We start from the raw sequence: 17,199 nt of genomic DNA, 5'->3' as shown, positions 1-17,199 counted from the left end.
TCGTTGCAACCGCGCGTCAGTCGACGACGGTCAGGTCTTTGCTGGTGCGGGTGAGCAGCTCCGGGCCCCCCTGGCGAACCACGAGCGTGTCCTCGATCCGGACGCCACCGCGGCCGGGGAAGTACACACCTGGCTCGACGGTCACCGCCACGCCATCCAGCAGTGTACCCGTGCCGGTTTTGGCGATTCCGGGCGCTTCGTGAATCTGCAGGCCGACGCCGTGGCCCAGACCGTGCACGAACAGGTCGCCGTGACCGGCCGACTCGATCACCCGGCGCGAGGCGGCGTCGACGGCTTGGGTGGAGACGCCGGGGACCAAGGCCTCCCGGCCCGCCTTCTGCGCGGCGCTGACCAGGTCGTACACCTCGCGCTGCCAGTCCGTCGGCTCGCCCAGGACGAAGGTGCGGGTCATGTCGGAGTGGTAGCCGCGCGACACCGCGCCGAAGTCGAGCTTCACGAAATCACCGGCGGCCAGCACCGCGTCGGTCGGACGGTGATGCGGGACAGCCGAATTCGCGCCCGCCGCCACGATGGTCTCGAAGGACACCGCCTCCGCGCCGTGCTCGAACATGAGCCATTCCAGATCGCGGGCCACCTGCCGCTCGGTGCGCCCCGGACGCAGACCACCACGTTCGAGCAGGGCGGCCAGGGCCGCGTCGGCGGCGTCGCACGCCGCGCGCAGGCAGTCCACCTCGTAGTCGTCCTTGACCATGCGCAGCTGCTCGACCAGGCCCGACACCGGGACCAGGTCCAGGCCGGTGCCCAGGGCCGCCAGGCCGCGATGCTGTTCGACGGTGACCACGTGGCTCTCGAAACCGACCCGTCCGGTCTGCCACTCCCCCGCGATCTCCATCACCCGGCGCGCGCACGACCGGTTGATCTCGGCGCGCAGATCCGGCACCTGCACGCCGACCTGGGTGAGGTAGCGGCCGTCGGTGCTGATGATGGTGCGGTCCTCGCTGGAATCCCAGGCGTAGACCAGCAGCGCGGCGTTCGACCCGGTGAAACCGGTCAGGTACCGGATATTGATCAGGTCCGTGACCAGCAGCGCGTCGACACGGTTCTCCACCAGCAGATTCCGCAGGTTGGCCCGGCGCAGCGCGTAGTCGGGTCGCCGGGCCGGATCGTGATCAGCAGACATGCGTCAAAGCTACCGCCGACACGCCGCGACACGGGCCCGCAACACGTGAATGGGGTGGTGAGGGAAACCCCGGTATTCACAACCCAAGCAGTTATCCACATTTCGCGACGGCACGGTCCACGCTGTGCGCGGACGCGAGAACCTCGAAGCATGAATTCGACGGCGATGCTGGTGCTCACGGTGTGGTGCGCGGCCCTGAGCGCCTTCGATGTGCGGGAGCGCCGGCTGCCCGACGCCCTCACCCTGCCCGGGGCGGCGGTGATCCTCGGCTACGGATTCGCCATGGGCACACCCGCATTGGCGGTGCTGGGCGGGCTGATGCTCGCACTCCCCTACCTGGTCGTGCACCTGTGCTGCCCGGCCGCACTCGGCGCGGGGGACGTGAAGCTCGCGCTGGGCCTGGGCGCGGCGACCGCCCTGGGCGGCGCCCAGACCTGGTCGTGGGCCGCGCTCGCGGCCCCGATCCTGACCGCCTGTGTCGCGGTGGGCACGCTCGTGACGCCCACCCTTGGTACCCGCCTCCCACTCACCCCGGCCCCAGCGTGCCGGCCGGGCGGCAGGAGGCCGTGGTCCCCCGCCGCCGTCGCGAGATCGTTGCGCAGGCGAGCCGGGCAGGGCATCGCAAGGCCGGTGAATCGCGCGATGCTCCGGTGGTGGCGCGAACCACCGCACGCGGTGCCGCCGGCGGCGGTCGGGCGCGGCTGCGGCGCGGCGGGCGAGGTCGCGACACTCGCACACGGGCCCGCCATGTGCGCGGCGAGCGTGGTGGCGTTGCTGGCCGGGCGCTGACATCGGGCTTCGCGCGGGCCGTGTGTCCGGGCACCTCGGTATTCATGAAAGGATGTCACTCGTGTTGCGCTGGATAACTGCCGGAGAATCCCATGGTCCTGCTCTCGTCACCATCCTCGAGGGGATGGTGGCCGGTGTCGAGGTGACCTCCGCCGAGATCGGCGCGCAGCTGGCCCGGCGTCGACTCGGGTACGGGCGTGGCGCGCGGATGAAGTTCGAGGCCGACGTGGTGACCATGGTCGGCGGCGTGCGGCACGGCCGCACCATGGGCGGACCGGTCGCCATCGAGGTGGCGAACTCGGAGTGGCCCAAGTGGACCCAGGTCATGGCCTCGGACCCCGTCGATCAGGCCGAGCTGGCCGAGCTGGCGCGCAATGCGCCGCTGACCCGGCCGCGGCCCGGCCACGCCGACTATTCGGGCATGCTCAAGTACGGCTTCGACGACGCCCGCAATGTGCTGGAGCGCGCCAGCGCCCGGGAGACCGCGGCTCGCGTCGCGGCCGGCACGGTCGCCAAGAACTTCCTGCGTCAGGCGCTCGGGGTCGAGGTCATCTCACACGTGGTGTCGATCGGCGCGGCCGCCAACACCACCGGTGTGGTGCCGACCGCCGCGGATCTGGACGCCATCGACGAGTCGCCGGTGCGCGCGTTCGACAAGGACGCCGAGGCGGCCATGATCGCCGAGATCGAGGCGGCCAAGAAGGACGGCGACACCCTCGGCGGTGTGGTCGAGGTCGTCATCGAGGGCCTGCCGGTCGGTCTGGGCTCGTTCACCTCCGGTGAGGCGCGCCTCGACTCGCGGCTGGCGGCCGCGCTCATGGGCATTCAGGCCATCAAGGGCGTCGAGGTCGGCGACGGTTTCGAGACCGCGCGCCGGCGCGGCAGCCAGGCCCACGACGAGATGCGCCCGGGACCCGACGGCGTGCTGCGCTCCACCAACCGGGCCGGCGGCCTCGAGGGCGGCATGACCAATGGCGAGGCGCTGCGGGTGCGCGCGGCCATGAAGCCGATCTCGACGGTGCCGCGCGCGCTGTCGACGGTGGACATGACCTCCGGCGAGGAGGCGGTGGCCATTCACCAGCGCTCCGACGTGTGCGCGGTCCCCGCGGCCGGTGTGGTCGCCGAGGCCATGGTGGCGCTGGTGGTGGCGCAGGCGGTGCTGGAGAAGTTCGGCGGCGACTCGCTGCCCGAGACCATCGACAACATCCACGCCTACCTGAAGCGGATCAACGCCCGCCCGCACATTCCGGGCAACGCCGGGCAGTGACCACCGAGGACAGTGCGGCGCCGGGCGAAACCGACCGGCCCGCACCGAATGTCGTCTTGGTCGGCCCGCCGGGCGCGGGCAAATCGACCATCGGGCGCAAGCTGGCCCGTGAGCTCGGCGTGGAGCTGTACGACACCGACGCCGGAATCGAGGAGCGCACCGGGCGCACGATTCCGGAGATCTTCGCCACCGACGGCGAGCCGGAGTTCCGGCGCATCGAGGAAGAGGTCGTCCGCGACGCCGTCCTCGCCGGACACGGCGTGGTGTCGCTGGGCGGCGGCTCGGTGCTCTCGGCGGCGACCCGCGAACTGCTGCGCGACCGCACGGTCATCTACCTGGAGATCAGTGTCGGCGAGGGCCTGCGCCGCACCGGCGCGAGCACCAATCGCCCGCTGCTCAACGGCGAGGATCCGGCGAAGAAGTACCGCGAACTCATGAAGACCCGCCGGCCCCTCTACCGCGAGGTGGCGACCGTGCGGGTCCGCACCGACGGCCGCAGCCCCGGCCGGGTCGTCCGCATGATCCTGGCCAAACTCGGCATCGAGCCGGTCGAGCGCCCCGAGGATCCGGCCACCGACACCACGCCCGCCGAGTCGGCGGCGTCCTCCCGCTCCCGCGCGCGCCGCAAACGCCGCCGCGGCGGCAAGGGCCGCGGTGAGAACGCCGTGACGGGACCCGAAACGACCACCGCCACGGCCGATTCCGGCGCTCCCGAGCGCAATGGCCGCGGTCCCGGCGGCCGGTCCGAGGACTCCGCCGACGGATCCGAATCCACGAAACGTGGTCGCCGCAACCGCCGTTCGCGCCGCCGGGGCGGCCGGCCCGCCGAATCCGGTGCGCCCGCCGCGGTTTCCACGGCCGCACCGGCCACCGAACCCGGGTCCGCTGTCTCGGAGCGACCGGTCGGCGGACGGCGTCGCCGCGCCGCACGCACGGCCGGTGCGCCCTCGAACTCCACCGCCGGTGCCCAGAGTTCATCCCAGGCGGCATCGTCGTCGGCGTCCGAGACCACCGCCGCCGCGCGCCCGGACACTCCCGCCGCGCAACCAGGTTCGGACCGGGCCTCCGGCACCGTGGCGGCACCCGGTAGCGGCCGGTCCCGCCGCGCCCGCGCCAGACGGGCACGCGCGCGGGCGCGCGCCGAGCACAGCGCAGATCAATCCGCACAAGCAGAATCGGAGCAGCAAGCATGAGCGAGCCGACTCGCATCGAGGTTCGTACCGCGGACCCGTACCCGGTGATCATCGGGCGGGGCCTGCTCGGGGATCTGGTCGAGGAGGTGACCGGGCGGTCCGCGGTGCGGACCGTCGCGATCTTCTATCAGCCGCCGCTGGCCGAGACCGCCGAGGTGGTGCGCAAGGCCCTCGTGGACAAGGGGATCGACGCGCACCGGGTAGAGATCCCGGACGCCGAGGCCGGTAAGGATCTGCAGGTCGCCGGGTTCTGCTGGGAGGTGCTCGGGCGGATCGGGCTGACCCGCAAGGACCTGATCGTGAGCCTCGGCGGCGGCGCGGCCACCGACCTGGCCGGGTTCGTGGCCGCCACCTGGATGCGCGGCGTCGACATCGTGCACGTCCCGACCACGCTGCTGGCCATGGTGGACGCCGCGGTCGGCGGCAAGACCGGCATCAACACCGAGGCGGGCAAGAACCTGGTCGGCTGCTTCCACGAACCCGCCGCGGTCATGGTGGACCTGGCGACGCTGGAGACGGTGCCGCGCAACGAGATCGTGGCGGGCATGGCCGAGATCATCAAGGCCGGTTTCATCGCCGACCCGGTGATCCTGGAACTGGTCGAACGCGACCCGCAGGCCGCCCTGGACCCGACCGGCGACGTGCTGCCCGAGCTGGTGCGCCGCGCCATCCAGGTCAAGGCCACCGTGGTGGCCGCCGACCTGAAGGAATCGGATCTGCGCGAGATCCTCAACTACGGCCACACCCTGGGCCACGCCATCGAGCGCCGCGAGCGCTACCGGTGGCGGCACGGCGCGGCGGTCTCGGTCGGCCTAGTCTTCGCCGCCGAGCTGGGCCGTCTGGCCGGACGCCTCGACGACGAGACCGCCGACCGGCACAAGGCGATCCTGGAGAGCATCGGCCTGCCCACCACCTACGACGCCGACGCGCTGTCGCAGCTGATGGACGCCATGCAGACCGACAAGAAGACCCGCTCGGGCGTGCTGCGCTTCGTGGTGCTCGACGGCCTGGCCAAGCCGGGCCGGCTGGAGGGCCCGGACCCGAGCCTGCTGGCCGCGGCCTACTCGGCCATCGCCCGCGAGGACGGCCCGACCGGCGGAGCCATCCTGCTGTAGGACACGGCGGTAGTCACGACAACGCCCGTCGCCGGGAATCGGCGGCGGGCATCGTCGTCTCCGGGGCGGTCAGCCGCCCTGCAACCGGATCTCCGAGTCCAGTAGCGCCGCGTACTCGACCAGCGCCAGTTCCTGCGGATCCGAGCCCAGCCGAGCCAGCACCTGGGACCGATCGATCAGCCTCAGGCCCGGTGCGTCGGCGCCTGTGGCTACCTGCGTGCGGCCTTCGGCCAGCACCAGACATGCATCGGGGTCGTCTGCGGCCAACAGTCTCCGCAGATCAAGAGCGGTGACAGTATCCATAGCCTCATTCTGCCCCCACGATGCCATCACGGATCCGGCAACTCTCCGGCCTCGCGACGCGGGGGTGAACCGTGCCGAGACTGTCCGTACGAAAAACCCCGCGCCACACGGGATGTGGCGCGGGGTCGAGTTCAGCGGGAGCGTCAGGCGTTGACCGGCTCCTGGGTCTGCGCGGCAGGGGCCGACTTCTTGCCCTCGCGGCCGACCAGCCAGCGGCCCAGCACCACGCCGAGCATGCTCGGGATGAAGATCAGCAGCACGATGAACGCGGCGGCCGAGGTGACGTTGAAGACCAGGCCCTGGTCGCCGAGGTCGAAGCCCGGGACGAAGTCGAGGATCCAGGCCACCAGCTGGGAGCCCACACCCGCGGCCAGCGCCGCCTTCAGCCAGCGCATGGTGAGATCGGCCCCGTGCTCGGGATCCGGGTTGGCGCGCCGGTCGGCGCGGCCGTCGAGCAGGCCCCACATCACCACGGCGCCGACCAGGACGATCAGAGCCAGGATGCGCATCCACACACCCGCGGTCGGCCAGTAACGCATGCCCACCCCGAGCAGCGTCTCCAGCACAACGGTCAGCGCCCCCAAGCCCACGGCGCGCAACACCCACGCATTCATGTGATCACCTTAACCCGCGCGGCCGTCCGGCCGAACCGAATGAACTGAAACTTGTTACAGAACCATAGCCGACCGGGCCGTCAGCACCCATCCGGGTCCGACACACCGCGGCCGTCGAGCCGAGCCCGCGGGATCATTCCCGCAGCGCCGCCGCCATCTCCGCACGCGGAGCGGGCTTGCCGGTGAACTGCTCGACCTGGCCGTAAGCCTGGTTCAGCAGCATCTCGAGGCCGCTCACCACGGTGTGGCCCGCCCGTTCCACCGCCGCGGCGAGCGGAGTGGGCCACGGGTTGTAGATGGCGTCGAGCACCACCGGGGCCGCGGCCACCGAATCCGCCACAGCCGCCGCCGCTTCCGAGGGCACGGTGCTGACGACGGCGTCGACGTCGGAGCAGACGAACAGCAGTCCCTCGGGGTCGAAGCCGAGGATCTCGGCCGACATGCCCAATTGCTCGGCCAGTTCCAGGGTTTCGGCGGCGCGGCCGCGGTCGCGGGCCACGATGGTCACCGTGTGCGCGCCCAGATCGGCCAGAGCGAGCAGCGCGGGCCGGGCGGTGCCGCCCGCGCCGAGCACGAGGGCACGCGAGATCTCCCGCACGCCCGCGCCTTCCAGCGCACCGCGCACGCCGTCCACGTCAGTGCAGTCGGCGCGCCAGCCAGAGTCGGTGCGCACCAGCGTGTTCGCCGATCCGACCAGTTCCGCGCGCTCGGTGCGCTCGTCGGCGTACCCGAGCGCGGCGACCTTGCCGGGCATGGTCACCGACAGGCCCACCCATTCGGGGCCGAGTCCGTCGACCAGCCCGGGCAACTGCTCGCCGGTGCACTCGATGCGCTCGTAGCTCCAGTCCAGGCCCAGCGCCCGGTAGGCGGCCAGATGCAGTTGCGGCGAACGGGAGTGGGCGATCGGGCTGCCGAGCACGGCGGCCCTGCGCTTACCGTCCACTGTCGAGAATTCCACTCTGCCTGGCCTTTTCGATATTGCGCAGGTGCTCGTTGTAGTTCTCGGTGAACAACGTGGTGCCCTGCTTGTCGATGGTGACGAAGTACAGCCACGGGCCGGGCGCGGGATTCTCCATGGCGCGCATGGCCTCCAGCGACGGCGCCGAGATCGGCGTCGCGGGGAGTCCGGGCATGGCGTAGGTGTTCCACGGGGTCTTATGCGCGCGGTCGGAGTCGGTGGTGGCGACCTCGGTCTTGTCGAGCGCGTAGTTGACGGTGGAGTCGAACTGCAGCGGCTGCTGCACGGCGAGCCGGTTCACGATGACCCGCGCCACCTTCGACATGTCCTGGGGCAGCGCCTCACGCTCCACCAGCGACGCCGCGATGAGCGTGTCGTAGGCGCTCAGGCCGTTCGCCGCACCGGACTGCATGAGCCCGGACGCCTCGTAGCTGCGCGCGCTCGCGGAAACCAGCTGCTTGAGGATGTCCTGTGCGCCCGCGGTGGGATCGAAATCCAGGGTGCCACCGGCGATCAGGCCCTCGAGCTGGCGGGAGCGGTCCGGCACGGTCTTGACGCGTTCCAGCGCCCACGTCGGAACCCCCAGCGCCATCGGATCACCCGTGGACCCGGCCTGGTCGAGCTGCTCGTACGTGACGCACTTGGCGGCGCTACCGGTGCCGACGCAGCTGGCCTCGGCGATCTTGCGGTAGATGCCGTCCTTGCGGGCGCCGGTGTTGACGTCGCTGGAGTCGTGCAGCTGACGGCCCTCGGAGATGACCACATTGCCGACCCGGGCGTCCTTGCTGAACAGCGCGGTCACCGCTTCGGCGCCCTTGCTGTGGCTGGGGATGGCGTAGTAGCCGGGCTGGATGGAGTTCATGTTGGTATTGCGCACGGCCGCTTCGTAGAACGCGCCGCTGCTGGCCACCACGCCCTTGTCGGCCATGGTGTCCGCGATCTGGGTGGCGGTGTCGCCGGGCTTGATCTGGATGATCGCCAGCGGGCCCTGCGGTCCGGAGAAGTCCTCGGGACCGCTCAGCTTGCCCAGGAACTTCCAGCCCGCGAAGCCGACCGCGCCGACGAACAGGACGGCGAACACGCCCGCGATGACGAACAGGTTGCGGCGACGGCGCTTACGCTCGGCGGCTTTCCGCGACGCCATCCGGGAACGCTTGGGCCGCTGGCCCCGGCCACCGCCCGCTTTCGCACCCGCACGGCCGGGCCGCTCGGTGCGGCCGCCGCGCTCTGCCCGGCCGCGCTCGGTGCGCTGGGGGGCGCTGCGGCGCGGGGGTTCCGGGTCGAGCGGGGGGTTGTCGTCGAACTCCTCAGCCGCGTAGGGCTCGTTCTCGTAGAGCTCGTCCTCGTAGCGCGGGATGACGGTGGTGTCGTCCTCGTAATCGTCCGCCTCGGACCAGTCCAGATCGTCGCGGCGATAACGTCGTTCGGCGTTCTGCCGGTAGCGTTCCTCGGCCCGCGTCCAGCGGTCGGTCATGCGTCCTCACCACGCGGCTTCAATAGGGCACTCCGTTCGTCCAACCATCCTTGCAGGATCGACACGGCGGCGGCCTGATCGATGACATGCCGCTGCCCGCGTGCGCGAACTCCACTGTCTCGCAACGCACGTGCAGCAGACACCGTAGTCAACCGTTCGTCGGAAAGTCGCACCGGCACGGGTGCGATGAGGTTCCGCAAACGCCCCGCGAAGGTGGCCGCCAGCTTAGCCGACGCGCCGCTTTCTCCGCGTAAGGTGCGCGGCAAGCCGACGATCACCTCGACCGCCTCGTACTCCCGCACAATCTCGGCAATTCTGGACAGGTCGGGTGCGAGTGTTCCGGGCGCGACCTTCTTGGCCTTCGGCACGGTTTCGACCGGGGTGGCGAGCAGACCGTCGGGATCGCTGGAGGCGACACCGATCCGGACCGATCCCACGTCGATGCCGATGCGGCGGCCACGCCCCGGATCGGCCTCGGCGCTGGGCCGCTCGGACGCGAAGCCGCGCCCGTCCGCGGACACCCCGGACGCCTCGGTAGGCGTCCGGGCAAATCCGGAGGAATCTCCCGAATCAGGCCGCGATGTGGCCGGCTCCGGCCGTGATGTCCCCGGCTCCGGCCGCGATGTGTCGGAGTCGTCCATCTAGCCGGCGAGCTCGGCGACCCGCGACCGCAGGGCGGCCAGACCCGCCTCGATGCCCGACGGATCGGAGCCGGCGCCCTGCGCCATCTCCGGCTTGCCGCCACCGCGGCCCGAGATCGCGGGACCGAAGGCGGACACCAGGTCCCCGGCCTTGATGCCGAGATCCTGGGCGGCCTTGGTGACCGCGGCCACGAACGGCACCTTGCCGTCGGCATTGCCGAGCAGCACCACGATGGCGGGCTCGGAACCGAAGCGGCCCTTGATGTCCTGGACCAGGGTGCGCAGATCGCCCGCGCCCACCCCGGCCGGGGCGGCGGCCGCGACCAGCAGCACCTTACCGACCCGCTGCGCCTGCTCCACGAAGGTGCCGGCGCTGGACAGCACCGCGGCCATCTTGGTGCGCTCGAGCTCCTTCTCGGCGACCTTGAGCCGCTCGACCAGCTGCTCGACGCGGCCGGGCACCTCTTCCGAGGGCACCTTCAGCGAGGAGGCGAGACCGGCCAGCAGCGCGCGCTCCTTGGCCAGGTACTTGTACGAGTCCAGGCCCACGAAGGCCTCGACGCGGCGCACACCGGAGCCGACCGACGACTCACCGAGCACGGTGATCGGGCCGATCTGCGAGGAGTGCGCCACGTGGGTGCCACCGCACAGCTCCATGGAGAACGGTCCGCCGATCTCCACCACGCGCACCTCGTCGCCGTAGTTCTCGCCGAACAGCGCCATGGCGCCCATCTTCTTGGCGGAGGTCAGGTCGGTGACGAAGGTGTTGACCGGGAAGTCGTCGCCGACCGCGCTGTTGGAGACCGCCTCGATGTCGGCCTTCTGCTGCTCGGTCAGCGCGCCCTGCCAGTTGAAGTCGAAACGCAGGTAGCCGGGCTTGTTGAGCGAACCGGCCTGAACGGCGTTGGGGCCCAGCACCTGTCGCAGCGCGGCGTGCACCATGTGGGTGCCGGAGTGGCCCTGGGTGGCGCCGTGCCGCCAGGTCGGGTCGACCTGCGCCAGCACGGTGTCGCCCTCGGTGAGCTGACCGGCCTCGATGGTGGACTTGTGCACCCACACCTTCTTGGCGATCTTCTGCACGTCGTTGACCGTCACCTTGAGCCCGTGCGAGGAACTCAGCGAGCCGCGGTCCGCGATCTGGCCGCCGGACTCGGCGTAGAGCGGGCTGCGGTCCAGGATCACCTCGACGTCCTGCCCGGCCTCGGCGACCGGTACCCGGACGCCGTCCTTGATCAGGGCGAGCACGGTGGCCTCGGTGGCCAGTTCGTCGAAGCCGGTGAACTCGGTCGCGCCGCGGTCCACGAACTCCTTGTAGACGGTGAGGTCGGCGTGCGCGTGCTTGCGCGAGAGCGCGTCCTCCTTGGCCCGCTTGCGCTGCTCGGCCATGAGCGAGCGGAAGCCCTCCTCGTCGACCTGCAGGCCGGCCTCGGCGGCCATCTCCAGGGTCAGGTCGATCGGGAAGCCGTAGGTGTCGTGCAGGGTGAACGCGTCGGTGCCGCTGATCTTCTTGCTGCCGTGGGCCTTCACCTCGTCGACGGTCTCGTCGAAGAGCTTGGTGCCGGTGCTCAGCGTCTTGAGGAACGCGGACTCCTCACCGACGGCGACGTTCTCGATGCGCTTGAAGTCGGTGAGCAGCTCGGGGTAGGACGGCGACATGAGGTCGGCGACGACCTTGATGAACTCGCCCATCACCGGCTTGTCGGCGCCCAGCAGGCGGGCCGAGCGCACGATGCGGCGCAGCAGGCGGCGCAGCACGTAGCCACGGCCGTCGTTACCGGGGTTGACGCCGTCGCCGATCAGCATGGCGGCGGTGCGGGCGTGGTCGGCGATGACGCGGAAGCGGACGTCGTCGGCGTGCTCGACGCCGTAGGAGCGGCCGGTCAGCTCCTCGGCCTTGTCGATGATCGGGCGCAGCAGGTCGGTCTCGTAGACGTTGTCGACGCCCTGCAGCAGGAACGCGACGCGCTCGACGCCCATGCCGGTGTCGATGTTCTTCTTGGGCAGCGGGCCCAGGATCTCGAAGTCGTCCTTGCCGCGTCCCTCGCCACGCTCGTTCTGCATGAACACGAGGTTCCAGATCTCGAGGTAGCGGTCCTCGTCGGCCTCGGGGCCGCCCTCGACGCCGTACTCGGGGCCGCGGTCGAAGTAGATCTCCGAGCACGGGCCGCAGGGGCCGGGGATGCCCATGGACCAGTAGTTGTCGGCCATGCCGCGGCGCTGGATGCGCTCGTCCGGGACGCCCAGCTCACGCCAGATCTGCTCGGCCTCGTCGTCGTCGAGATAGACGGTGACCCACAGCTTTTCGGGGTCGAAACCGTAACCGCCGTCCTCGACCGGGCCGGTCAGCAGCGACCAGGCCAGTTCCATGGCGCCGCGCTTGAAGTAGGCGCCGAAGGAGAAGTTGCCCGCCATCTGGAAGAAGGTGTTGTGGCGGGTGGTGACGCCGACGTTCTCGATGTCGCCGGTGCGCACGCACTTCTGCACGCTGGTCGCGGTGTCGAAGGGCGGGGTCTGCTGACCGAGGAAGTACGGCACGAACTGGACCATGCCCGCGTTCACGAACAGCAGGTTGGGGTCGGCCAGGATCAGCGAGGCACTGGGTACCTCGGTGTGTCCGGCCTTTACGAAATGCTCCAGGAAGCGCCGTCGAATCTCGTGGGTCTGCACAGGTATCCAGCCTACCGTTCCCAGTCCAGGGAGTTTCCACCCACCACCGGGCGATAGCTACCATCGCCTGGGTGACTGTGATCCCTGACCCATCCCAGCGCTTCCCGCTCCCCCACGCGCACCGGACCGTCTTCCTGAAACCGCACGTCACCTCGCCGAACATCGAGGTCGGCGACTACAGCTACTTCGACGATCCGGTGGCGGCGACGGCCTTCGAGACCGACAACGTGCTGTACGCGTTCGGGCCCGAGAAGTTGATCATCGGCAAATACTGCGCCATCGCGAGCAACACCCGGTTCATCATGGCCGGGGCCAACCACCCCACCGCGGGCGTGTCGACGTTCCCGTTCACGATCTTCGGCGGCACCTGGGCCGAGGAGACCATGGACCTGATCACCTCGATCCCCTCCAAGGGCGACACGGTGGTCGGCAACGACGTGTGGTTCGGCTACAACAGCCTGATCATGCCCGGCGTGCGGATCGGCGACGGCGCGATCATCGCCACCGGCGCGGTCGTCACCGCGGACGTGCCGCCGTACACGATCGTCGGCGGCAATCCGGCGCAGGTGGTCAAGCAGCGCTTCAGCGACGCGGAGGTGTCCATGCTGGTGCGGGCGGCTTGGTGGAACTGGCCGCCCGAACTGATCACCGAACATGTGCGGGCCATCATGGGCGGGACCCCCGCCGATATCTATCGGATCGCCCTCCACAATGACCTGCTCATGGACTGACCTGCGGCGCAGCCGGTTTCGGGACGCGTCGCACGACCGTTTTTGGCAGTCACTGCAATTCGGCGCGAGGCGCACACTGACCCTGGATGCTATCGGCCCCGGACGATGCGGCGGAGCTTGGTCACGCGCGGGCCGACTTCGCGTTCGTAGCCGTGGTCGGTCGGGTGGTAGTAGTCGGTGCCGACCAGTTCGTCCGGCGGATACTGCTGGCCGAGAACGCCATCCGGGTGATCGTGCGGGTACTTGTAGCCCTGGGCGTTGCCGAGCGCGGCCGCGCCCGCGTAGTGGCCGTCGCGCAGGTGCGGGGGCACCGCGCCCGCCTTGCCCGCGCGCACGTCGGCCATGGCCGCGCCGATGCCCTTGACCACCGACCCCGATTTCGGGGCGGTGGCGATGTGAATCGTGGCCTGGGTCAAGGCCAATTGCGCCTCGGGCATACCGACCAGCTGGACCACCTGCGCGGCGGCGACCGCGGTCTGCAACGCGGTGGGGTCGGCCATGCCGACCTCCTCGCTGGCCTGGATCATCAAGCGGCGGGCGATGAATCGCGGATCCTCGCCGGCGCTGATCATGCGGGCCAGGTAGTGCAGCGCGGCGTCCACGTCCGAACCGCGCAGCGATTTGATGAACGCGCTGATCACGTCGTAGTGCTGATCACCGGAGCGGTCGTAGCGCACCGCGGCCTTGTCGACGCTGGCCTCCACCAGTTCCACGCCGACGGTGCCGTCGAGGGAGGATTCGGCGGAGGCTTCGAGCGCGGTCAGCGACCGGCGCGCGTCGCCGCCGGCGATGCGCACGATGTGGTCGAGGGCCTCGTCGGTGACCGTGTACTCCCCCGCCAGCCCGCGCGGATCGGTGATGGCGCGGGTCAGCACCTGACGGATCTCGGCCTCGGTCAACGACTGCAGTTGCAGCACCAGCGACCGCGACAGCAGCGGCGACACCACGGAGAACGACGGATTCTCGGTGGTCGCCGCGACCAACAGCACGATCCGGTTCTCCACCGCCGCCAGCAGTGCGTCCTGCTGGGTCTTGGAGAACCGGTGCACCTCGTCGATGAACAGCACGGTCTGCTCGCCGGCGGTGAGCCGCCGCCGCGCCAGATCGATGACCGCGCGCACTTCCTTCACGCCCGCCGACAGCGCCGACAACGCCTCGAACCGGCGGCCGGTGGCCTGCGAGAGCAGCGAGGCGAGGGTGGTCTTGCCGGTGCCGGGCGGACCGTACAGCAGCACCGACGCCGCACCCGATCCCTCGATCAACCGGCGCAGCGGCGAGCCGGGACCGAGCAGATGCTGCTGGCCCACCACCTCGTCGAGGGTGCGCGGACGCATGCGCACGGCCAGCGGCGCGAACCGGTCGTCGCCACTGGGAATGCGCGCCGCGCTCGCCTCGAAGTCGTCGGCTACGGCCTGCGCACCCGGCGCGTCGAAGAGCCCATCACTCACGCCCACGACCCTACCGACCGGCTCCGACACGATCCCCGGCCACAGCACCATCGCGGACCGCGTCCGGCTAAACGGGCGCCGACCGGCAGCCTCCGGTCGCTCCGGACCTCGCGCTGGCGGCCACTGTCATCCAGCCGCGCCGAGCGTCGTGGCGTCCAGCGGCACCGGATGGGGCTCCCTGCTGCTCATGGGGAACGCCGGGTCTCTGCCACTCCCACACGAACGCCCGCACCTGCGAGCCTGGTCGTGCACAGGGATGCGGGCCGGAATCTCGCCTCGGATTCCGGCCCGCACCCACCGTGGAGATCGAGCCTCCCCCTGCTGGTCGAGGACTATTCCTCCCAGTGCTCCTCGAGGGTGGCCGAGACGTGCTCGGCGAAGTCGCCCAGGGTGTCGTCGCCGGTGCAGCGGGCGTCCTCGGCGAGGGCGGCCCAGCGGTTGATCAGCGCGGCCGACCGCGGGATCGACAGCCCGTGCTCGCGGGCGGCGGCGATGCGGGTGTGGTCGGCGGGCAGGAACCAATAGGTGGACAGCCACACCCAGATGAGCCGGGCCTCGAGGATGCGTTCGGCGAGCACGGCGTCGTCGGCCAGCGCCGGCCAGACCGCCACCACTTCCGACCGCCACGCCTCCACCATCTGGTGGGCGCGTTCGCGGGAGAGCTCGAAATCGCACAGGCAGCCCGGGAACGAGACCAGCGCGTAGGCGATGTCGAGGGTGGCGTCGCGGAACCCGCCCCACTCGTAGTCGAGGAAGCGCGCGCCCTCGTCGTTGAGGATGACATTGTCGGGGCACAGGTCCGAGGGGCTGAAGGCGCGGTAGCGTCCGGCCGAGAACAGGCGGTTGCCGCGCACGATGCGTTCGGCGATCTCGCCGGGCACCTCGATGCCGAGTTCGCGCTGCAGCATGATCGGCACCTCGGCGACCGCGGACTCCGCCTGCTGGGCAATGCCGTCCACCCGGTGCACCACATCGACGCGGCGGAGCAGGGCGACGAAGTCGGCTTCGCGGCCGACGGTCGCGGCGTGCATGCGGCCCAGCGCCTGGGCGAACGCCATGAGCGCGTTGCGCTTGTTGGGCTCGACGCCGGACTGCAGGACCGCGGTGAGCGACAGGTTCTCGCCGAGGTCGCTGAGAATGAGCAGACGGCCGGGCAGACTGTAGCCCAGCAAGTAGGCGCCGGGGCGGTGGTCGCGACCGAGGGCGGTGGTGAATTGGTACGAGACCGCCTCGCGGAGGAATGCGGAATCGATGCTGGCGACGCCCGGCGCCATGCCGCCGGTACGTCGCTCCGACGCCGGACCTGCTACCTGCTTCACAATGAGTGTGCGAGGGAGCGAGAAGGCGTTCTCCGCAACGCGGACACGTAGGACCGTCGTCCTACCACTGCCGCTGAGTTCCATGGGGTCACTCAGCTTTACCGCAGCACCCATTCGCTTTGTGAGCAACTGTTGTGCCGCGGACACGACTTCGGCGGCGCGTTCGGCCAATAGTGCGGTCATCGGAACCCAAGGTACTCCCGCCAGGTCACTTTCAGCGAGCGGTTGCACAACCTTTCGCGCGTCGGACGGCGTGTCTTTGTGAAGGGTTTGCCCACGCGGCGCTGGTTGCTTGACACAACCAGCGGGGTCTAGTTGTCTCTTGGATCAACTGCTGTGCGCCACACCGTAAACCGGGAAATGTGAAAGGCTTGCGACCATGACCGGCACGCCGCCCTCAGCACCGTACGACCCCTCCGGCGACCGTCCCGTCGCCCGGGGCGGCGAACAGTACCCACCGCACTCCGGACACCACCAAAACCCCGATCCCGCACCGGTTTCCGGCGCCGCCGAGCCCGGCCCCGCGCCCGCCCGCCACCAGCTGCCCGGCCTCGCCGGGTACCCGCAGTTCGACGGACCCGGCGCGGCGCACTACGGCAGCGAGCCCGTGGAGCCCCCGCCGGCCCTGACCCCGCAGCCGGGCGCGCCCCAAGGGCCTCCCGGCGTCGGCGGCGGCATGCCGCAGCAGTTGCCGCCGGGCGCGATGGCACCGGGCAATCCGCCGCCCCCGGGCGGCTTCCCGCCGGGCTCGACACCACCGCCCGCCGCGGGCCCCGACACCGAGCCCGTCCCGCAGCAGGCCTACAGCCCGCCGCGCGAGCGCCTCGATGTGGGCGGCGCCCTCACCTACGGGTGGGATCGGTTCCGGCTCAATCCCGTTCCGTGGGTGGGCATGGTGATGATCGGCCTGATCGCCTGGCTGCTGGTCATCCTGCTGGTGAGAATCATTGACGTCCAGTCGCTGTCGGCGGTGGTGCTGCTGTTCGCGGTGGCGTCGCTGGTGGTGTGGCTGTTGCAGGCGGCCATGATCCGCGGCGCGCTCTACGAGACCGACGGCACCCCACCCGATTTCCCGGCCTTCTTCGGATTCGTGAACGCCGGCAATGTGCTCATCACCGCCCTCATCGTGTTCGCGGCGTGCTTCCTGGCCTCGATCCTGTGCCTGTTCCCGGCGGTGATCGTCGGGGTGCTGTGCATGTTCGCACTGCATTTCGTGATCGATCAGGACCAGAATCCGATCGCCGCGATCCAGTCGAGTGCGCGGCTGGTGATCGCGAACGCCCTGCAGGTGTCGCTGCTGGCGCTGGCGGTGCTGCTGATGACGGTGGTCGGCACGCTGTTCTGCGGGCTGGGCCTGCTGATCGCCGGGCCGGTGACCGCGATCGCCACCACCTACGCCTACCGGACCCTCACCGGGCGGCTGGTCGTGTACTGATCGCCGCCCGAACCGAGTCGGCAAACGACGACGCCGCGCCGGCCGCGCGGGGCCGGGTCGTCGTTTATACGTGTAGATGCTAATTTCCCTGCTGCTTTTACGGG

At 70.3% G+C, this 17,199-nt stretch carries 14 protein-coding genes and 1 pseudogene; 6 read left to right on the top strand and 9 right to left on the bottom strand.

Features of this window, described 5'->3' with window-relative positions; all coding sequences use genetic code 11:
- Positions 1-16: 16 nt before the first annotated feature.
- On the bottom strand, positions 17-1,141 hold the full coding sequence (locus ABZ412_RS28625; RefSeq protein WP_357286065.1) for a Xaa-Pro peptidase family protein: 1,125 nt from the start codon (positions 1,139-1,141) through the stop codon (positions 17-19).
- A 150-nt stretch (positions 1,142-1,291) separates the two neighbouring features.
- Between ABZ412_RS28625 and ABZ412_RS28620 the strand changes: the two genes are divergently transcribed.
- The 4 genes and pseudogenes from ABZ412_RS28620 (at position 1,292) to aroB (ending at position 5,505) form a co-directional block, all read left to right on the top strand.
- On the top strand, positions 1,292-1,930 hold the full coding sequence (locus ABZ412_RS28620) for an A24 family peptidase (RefSeq protein WP_357286062.1): 639 nt from the start codon (positions 1,292-1,294) through the stop codon (positions 1,928-1,930).
- A gap of 52 nt (positions 1,931-1,982) precedes the next feature.
- Positions 1,983-3,197, top strand: coding sequence for a chorismate synthase (gene aroC / locus ABZ412_RS28615; protein ID WP_357286058.1), 1,215 nt, complete (start codon positions 1,983-1,985; stop codon positions 3,195-3,197).
- Positions 3,194-3,733: pseudogene (locus tag ABZ412_RS28610) on the top strand (shikimate kinase); the annotation flags it as partial. The gene aroC and the pseudogene ABZ412_RS28610, both read left to right, overlap by 4 nt.
- Before the next feature lie 653 nt (positions 3,734-4,386).
- Positions 4,387-5,505 (top strand): 3-dehydroquinate synthase, encoded by a 1,119-nt coding sequence (gene aroB / locus ABZ412_RS28605; protein WP_357286055.1) that lies wholly within the window; start codon positions 4,387-4,389, stop codon positions 5,503-5,505.
- 69 nt (positions 5,506-5,574) lie between these two features.
- Here aroB and ABZ412_RS28600 read toward each other — a convergent pair whose 3' ends face one another.
- The 6 genes from ABZ412_RS28600 to alaS all read right to left on the bottom strand — a co-directional run bounded on the left by ABZ412_RS28600 (position 5,575) and on the right by alaS (position 12,162).
- On the bottom strand, positions 5,575-5,808 hold the full coding sequence (locus ABZ412_RS28600; RefSeq protein WP_357286052.1) for a hypothetical protein: 234 nt from the start codon (positions 5,806-5,808) through the stop codon (positions 5,575-5,577).
- A gap of 143 nt (positions 5,809-5,951) precedes the next feature.
- A complete protein-coding gene (locus tag ABZ412_RS28595; RefSeq protein ID WP_357286049.1) occupies positions 5,952-6,422 on the bottom strand; it encodes a B-4DMT family transporter in 471 nt (156 codons plus the stop codon).
- A gap of 133 nt (positions 6,423-6,555) precedes the next feature.
- Entirely contained in the window at positions 6,556-7,380 is an 825-nt protein-coding gene (locus ABZ412_RS28590) for a shikimate dehydrogenase (RefSeq protein WP_357286046.1), read from the bottom strand.
- Positions 7,355-8,854, bottom strand: coding sequence for an endolytic transglycosylase MltG (locus ABZ412_RS28585; RefSeq protein WP_357286043.1), 1,500 nt, complete (start codon positions 8,852-8,854; stop codon positions 7,355-7,357). The genes ABZ412_RS28590 and ABZ412_RS28585 overlap by 26 nt, the downstream gene beginning before the upstream one ends.
- Positions 8,851-9,375 carry a Holliday junction resolvase RuvX gene (gene ruvX, locus ABZ412_RS28580; protein ID WP_357286040.1) on the bottom strand — a complete coding sequence of 175 codons (525 nt, stop codon included), beginning with the start codon at positions 9,373-9,375 and terminating at the stop codon, positions 8,851-8,853. Before ruvX ends, ABZ412_RS28585 begins: the two co-directional genes overlap by 4 nt.
- Before the next feature lie 120 nt (positions 9,376-9,495).
- On the bottom strand, positions 9,496-12,162 hold the full coding sequence (gene alaS / locus ABZ412_RS28575) for an alanine--tRNA ligase (protein WP_357286038.1): 2,667 nt from the start codon (positions 12,160-12,162) through the stop codon (positions 9,496-9,498).
- A 71-nt stretch (positions 12,163-12,233) separates the two neighbouring features.
- On the opposite strand from alaS, the gene ABZ412_RS28570 reads away from it, so the two are divergent.
- Positions 12,234-12,893 (top strand): CatB-related O-acetyltransferase, encoded by a 660-nt coding sequence (locus ABZ412_RS28570; RefSeq protein ID WP_357286035.1) that lies wholly within the window; start codon positions 12,234-12,236, stop codon positions 12,891-12,893.
- Between the two features lie 89 nt (positions 12,894-12,982).
- Here ABZ412_RS28570 and ABZ412_RS28565 read toward each other — a convergent pair whose 3' ends face one another.
- Together ABZ412_RS28565 and ABZ412_RS28560 are read right to left on the bottom strand one after the other, a co-directional pair.
- On the bottom strand, positions 12,983-14,341 hold the full coding sequence (locus ABZ412_RS28565) for a replication-associated recombination protein A (RefSeq protein ID WP_357286033.1): 1,359 nt from the start codon (positions 14,339-14,341) through the stop codon (positions 12,983-12,985).
- A gap of 332 nt (positions 14,342-14,673) precedes the next feature.
- Entirely contained in the window at positions 14,674-15,843 is a 1,170-nt protein-coding gene (locus tag ABZ412_RS28560) for a kinase (protein ID WP_357286030.1), read from the bottom strand.
- A gap of 196 nt (positions 15,844-16,039) precedes the next feature.
- Here ABZ412_RS28560 and ABZ412_RS28555 point away from each other — a divergent pair, with 196 nt between their 5' ends.
- Positions 16,040-17,095 (top strand): hypothetical protein, encoded by a 1,056-nt coding sequence (locus ABZ412_RS28555; RefSeq protein ID WP_357286028.1) that lies wholly within the window; start codon positions 16,040-16,042, stop codon positions 17,093-17,095.
- Positions 17,096-17,199: the final 104 nt, after the last annotated feature.

Origin of the sequence: Nocardia sp. NPDC005746, assembly GCF_040630785.1 — a bacterium.
Taxonomy (GTDB): Bacteria; Actinomycetota; Actinomycetes; order Mycobacteriales; family Mycobacteriaceae; genus Nocardia.
The sequence above is the reverse complement of the archived record's forward strand: the minus strand, read 5'-3'. Positions and strand labels throughout refer to the sequence as shown.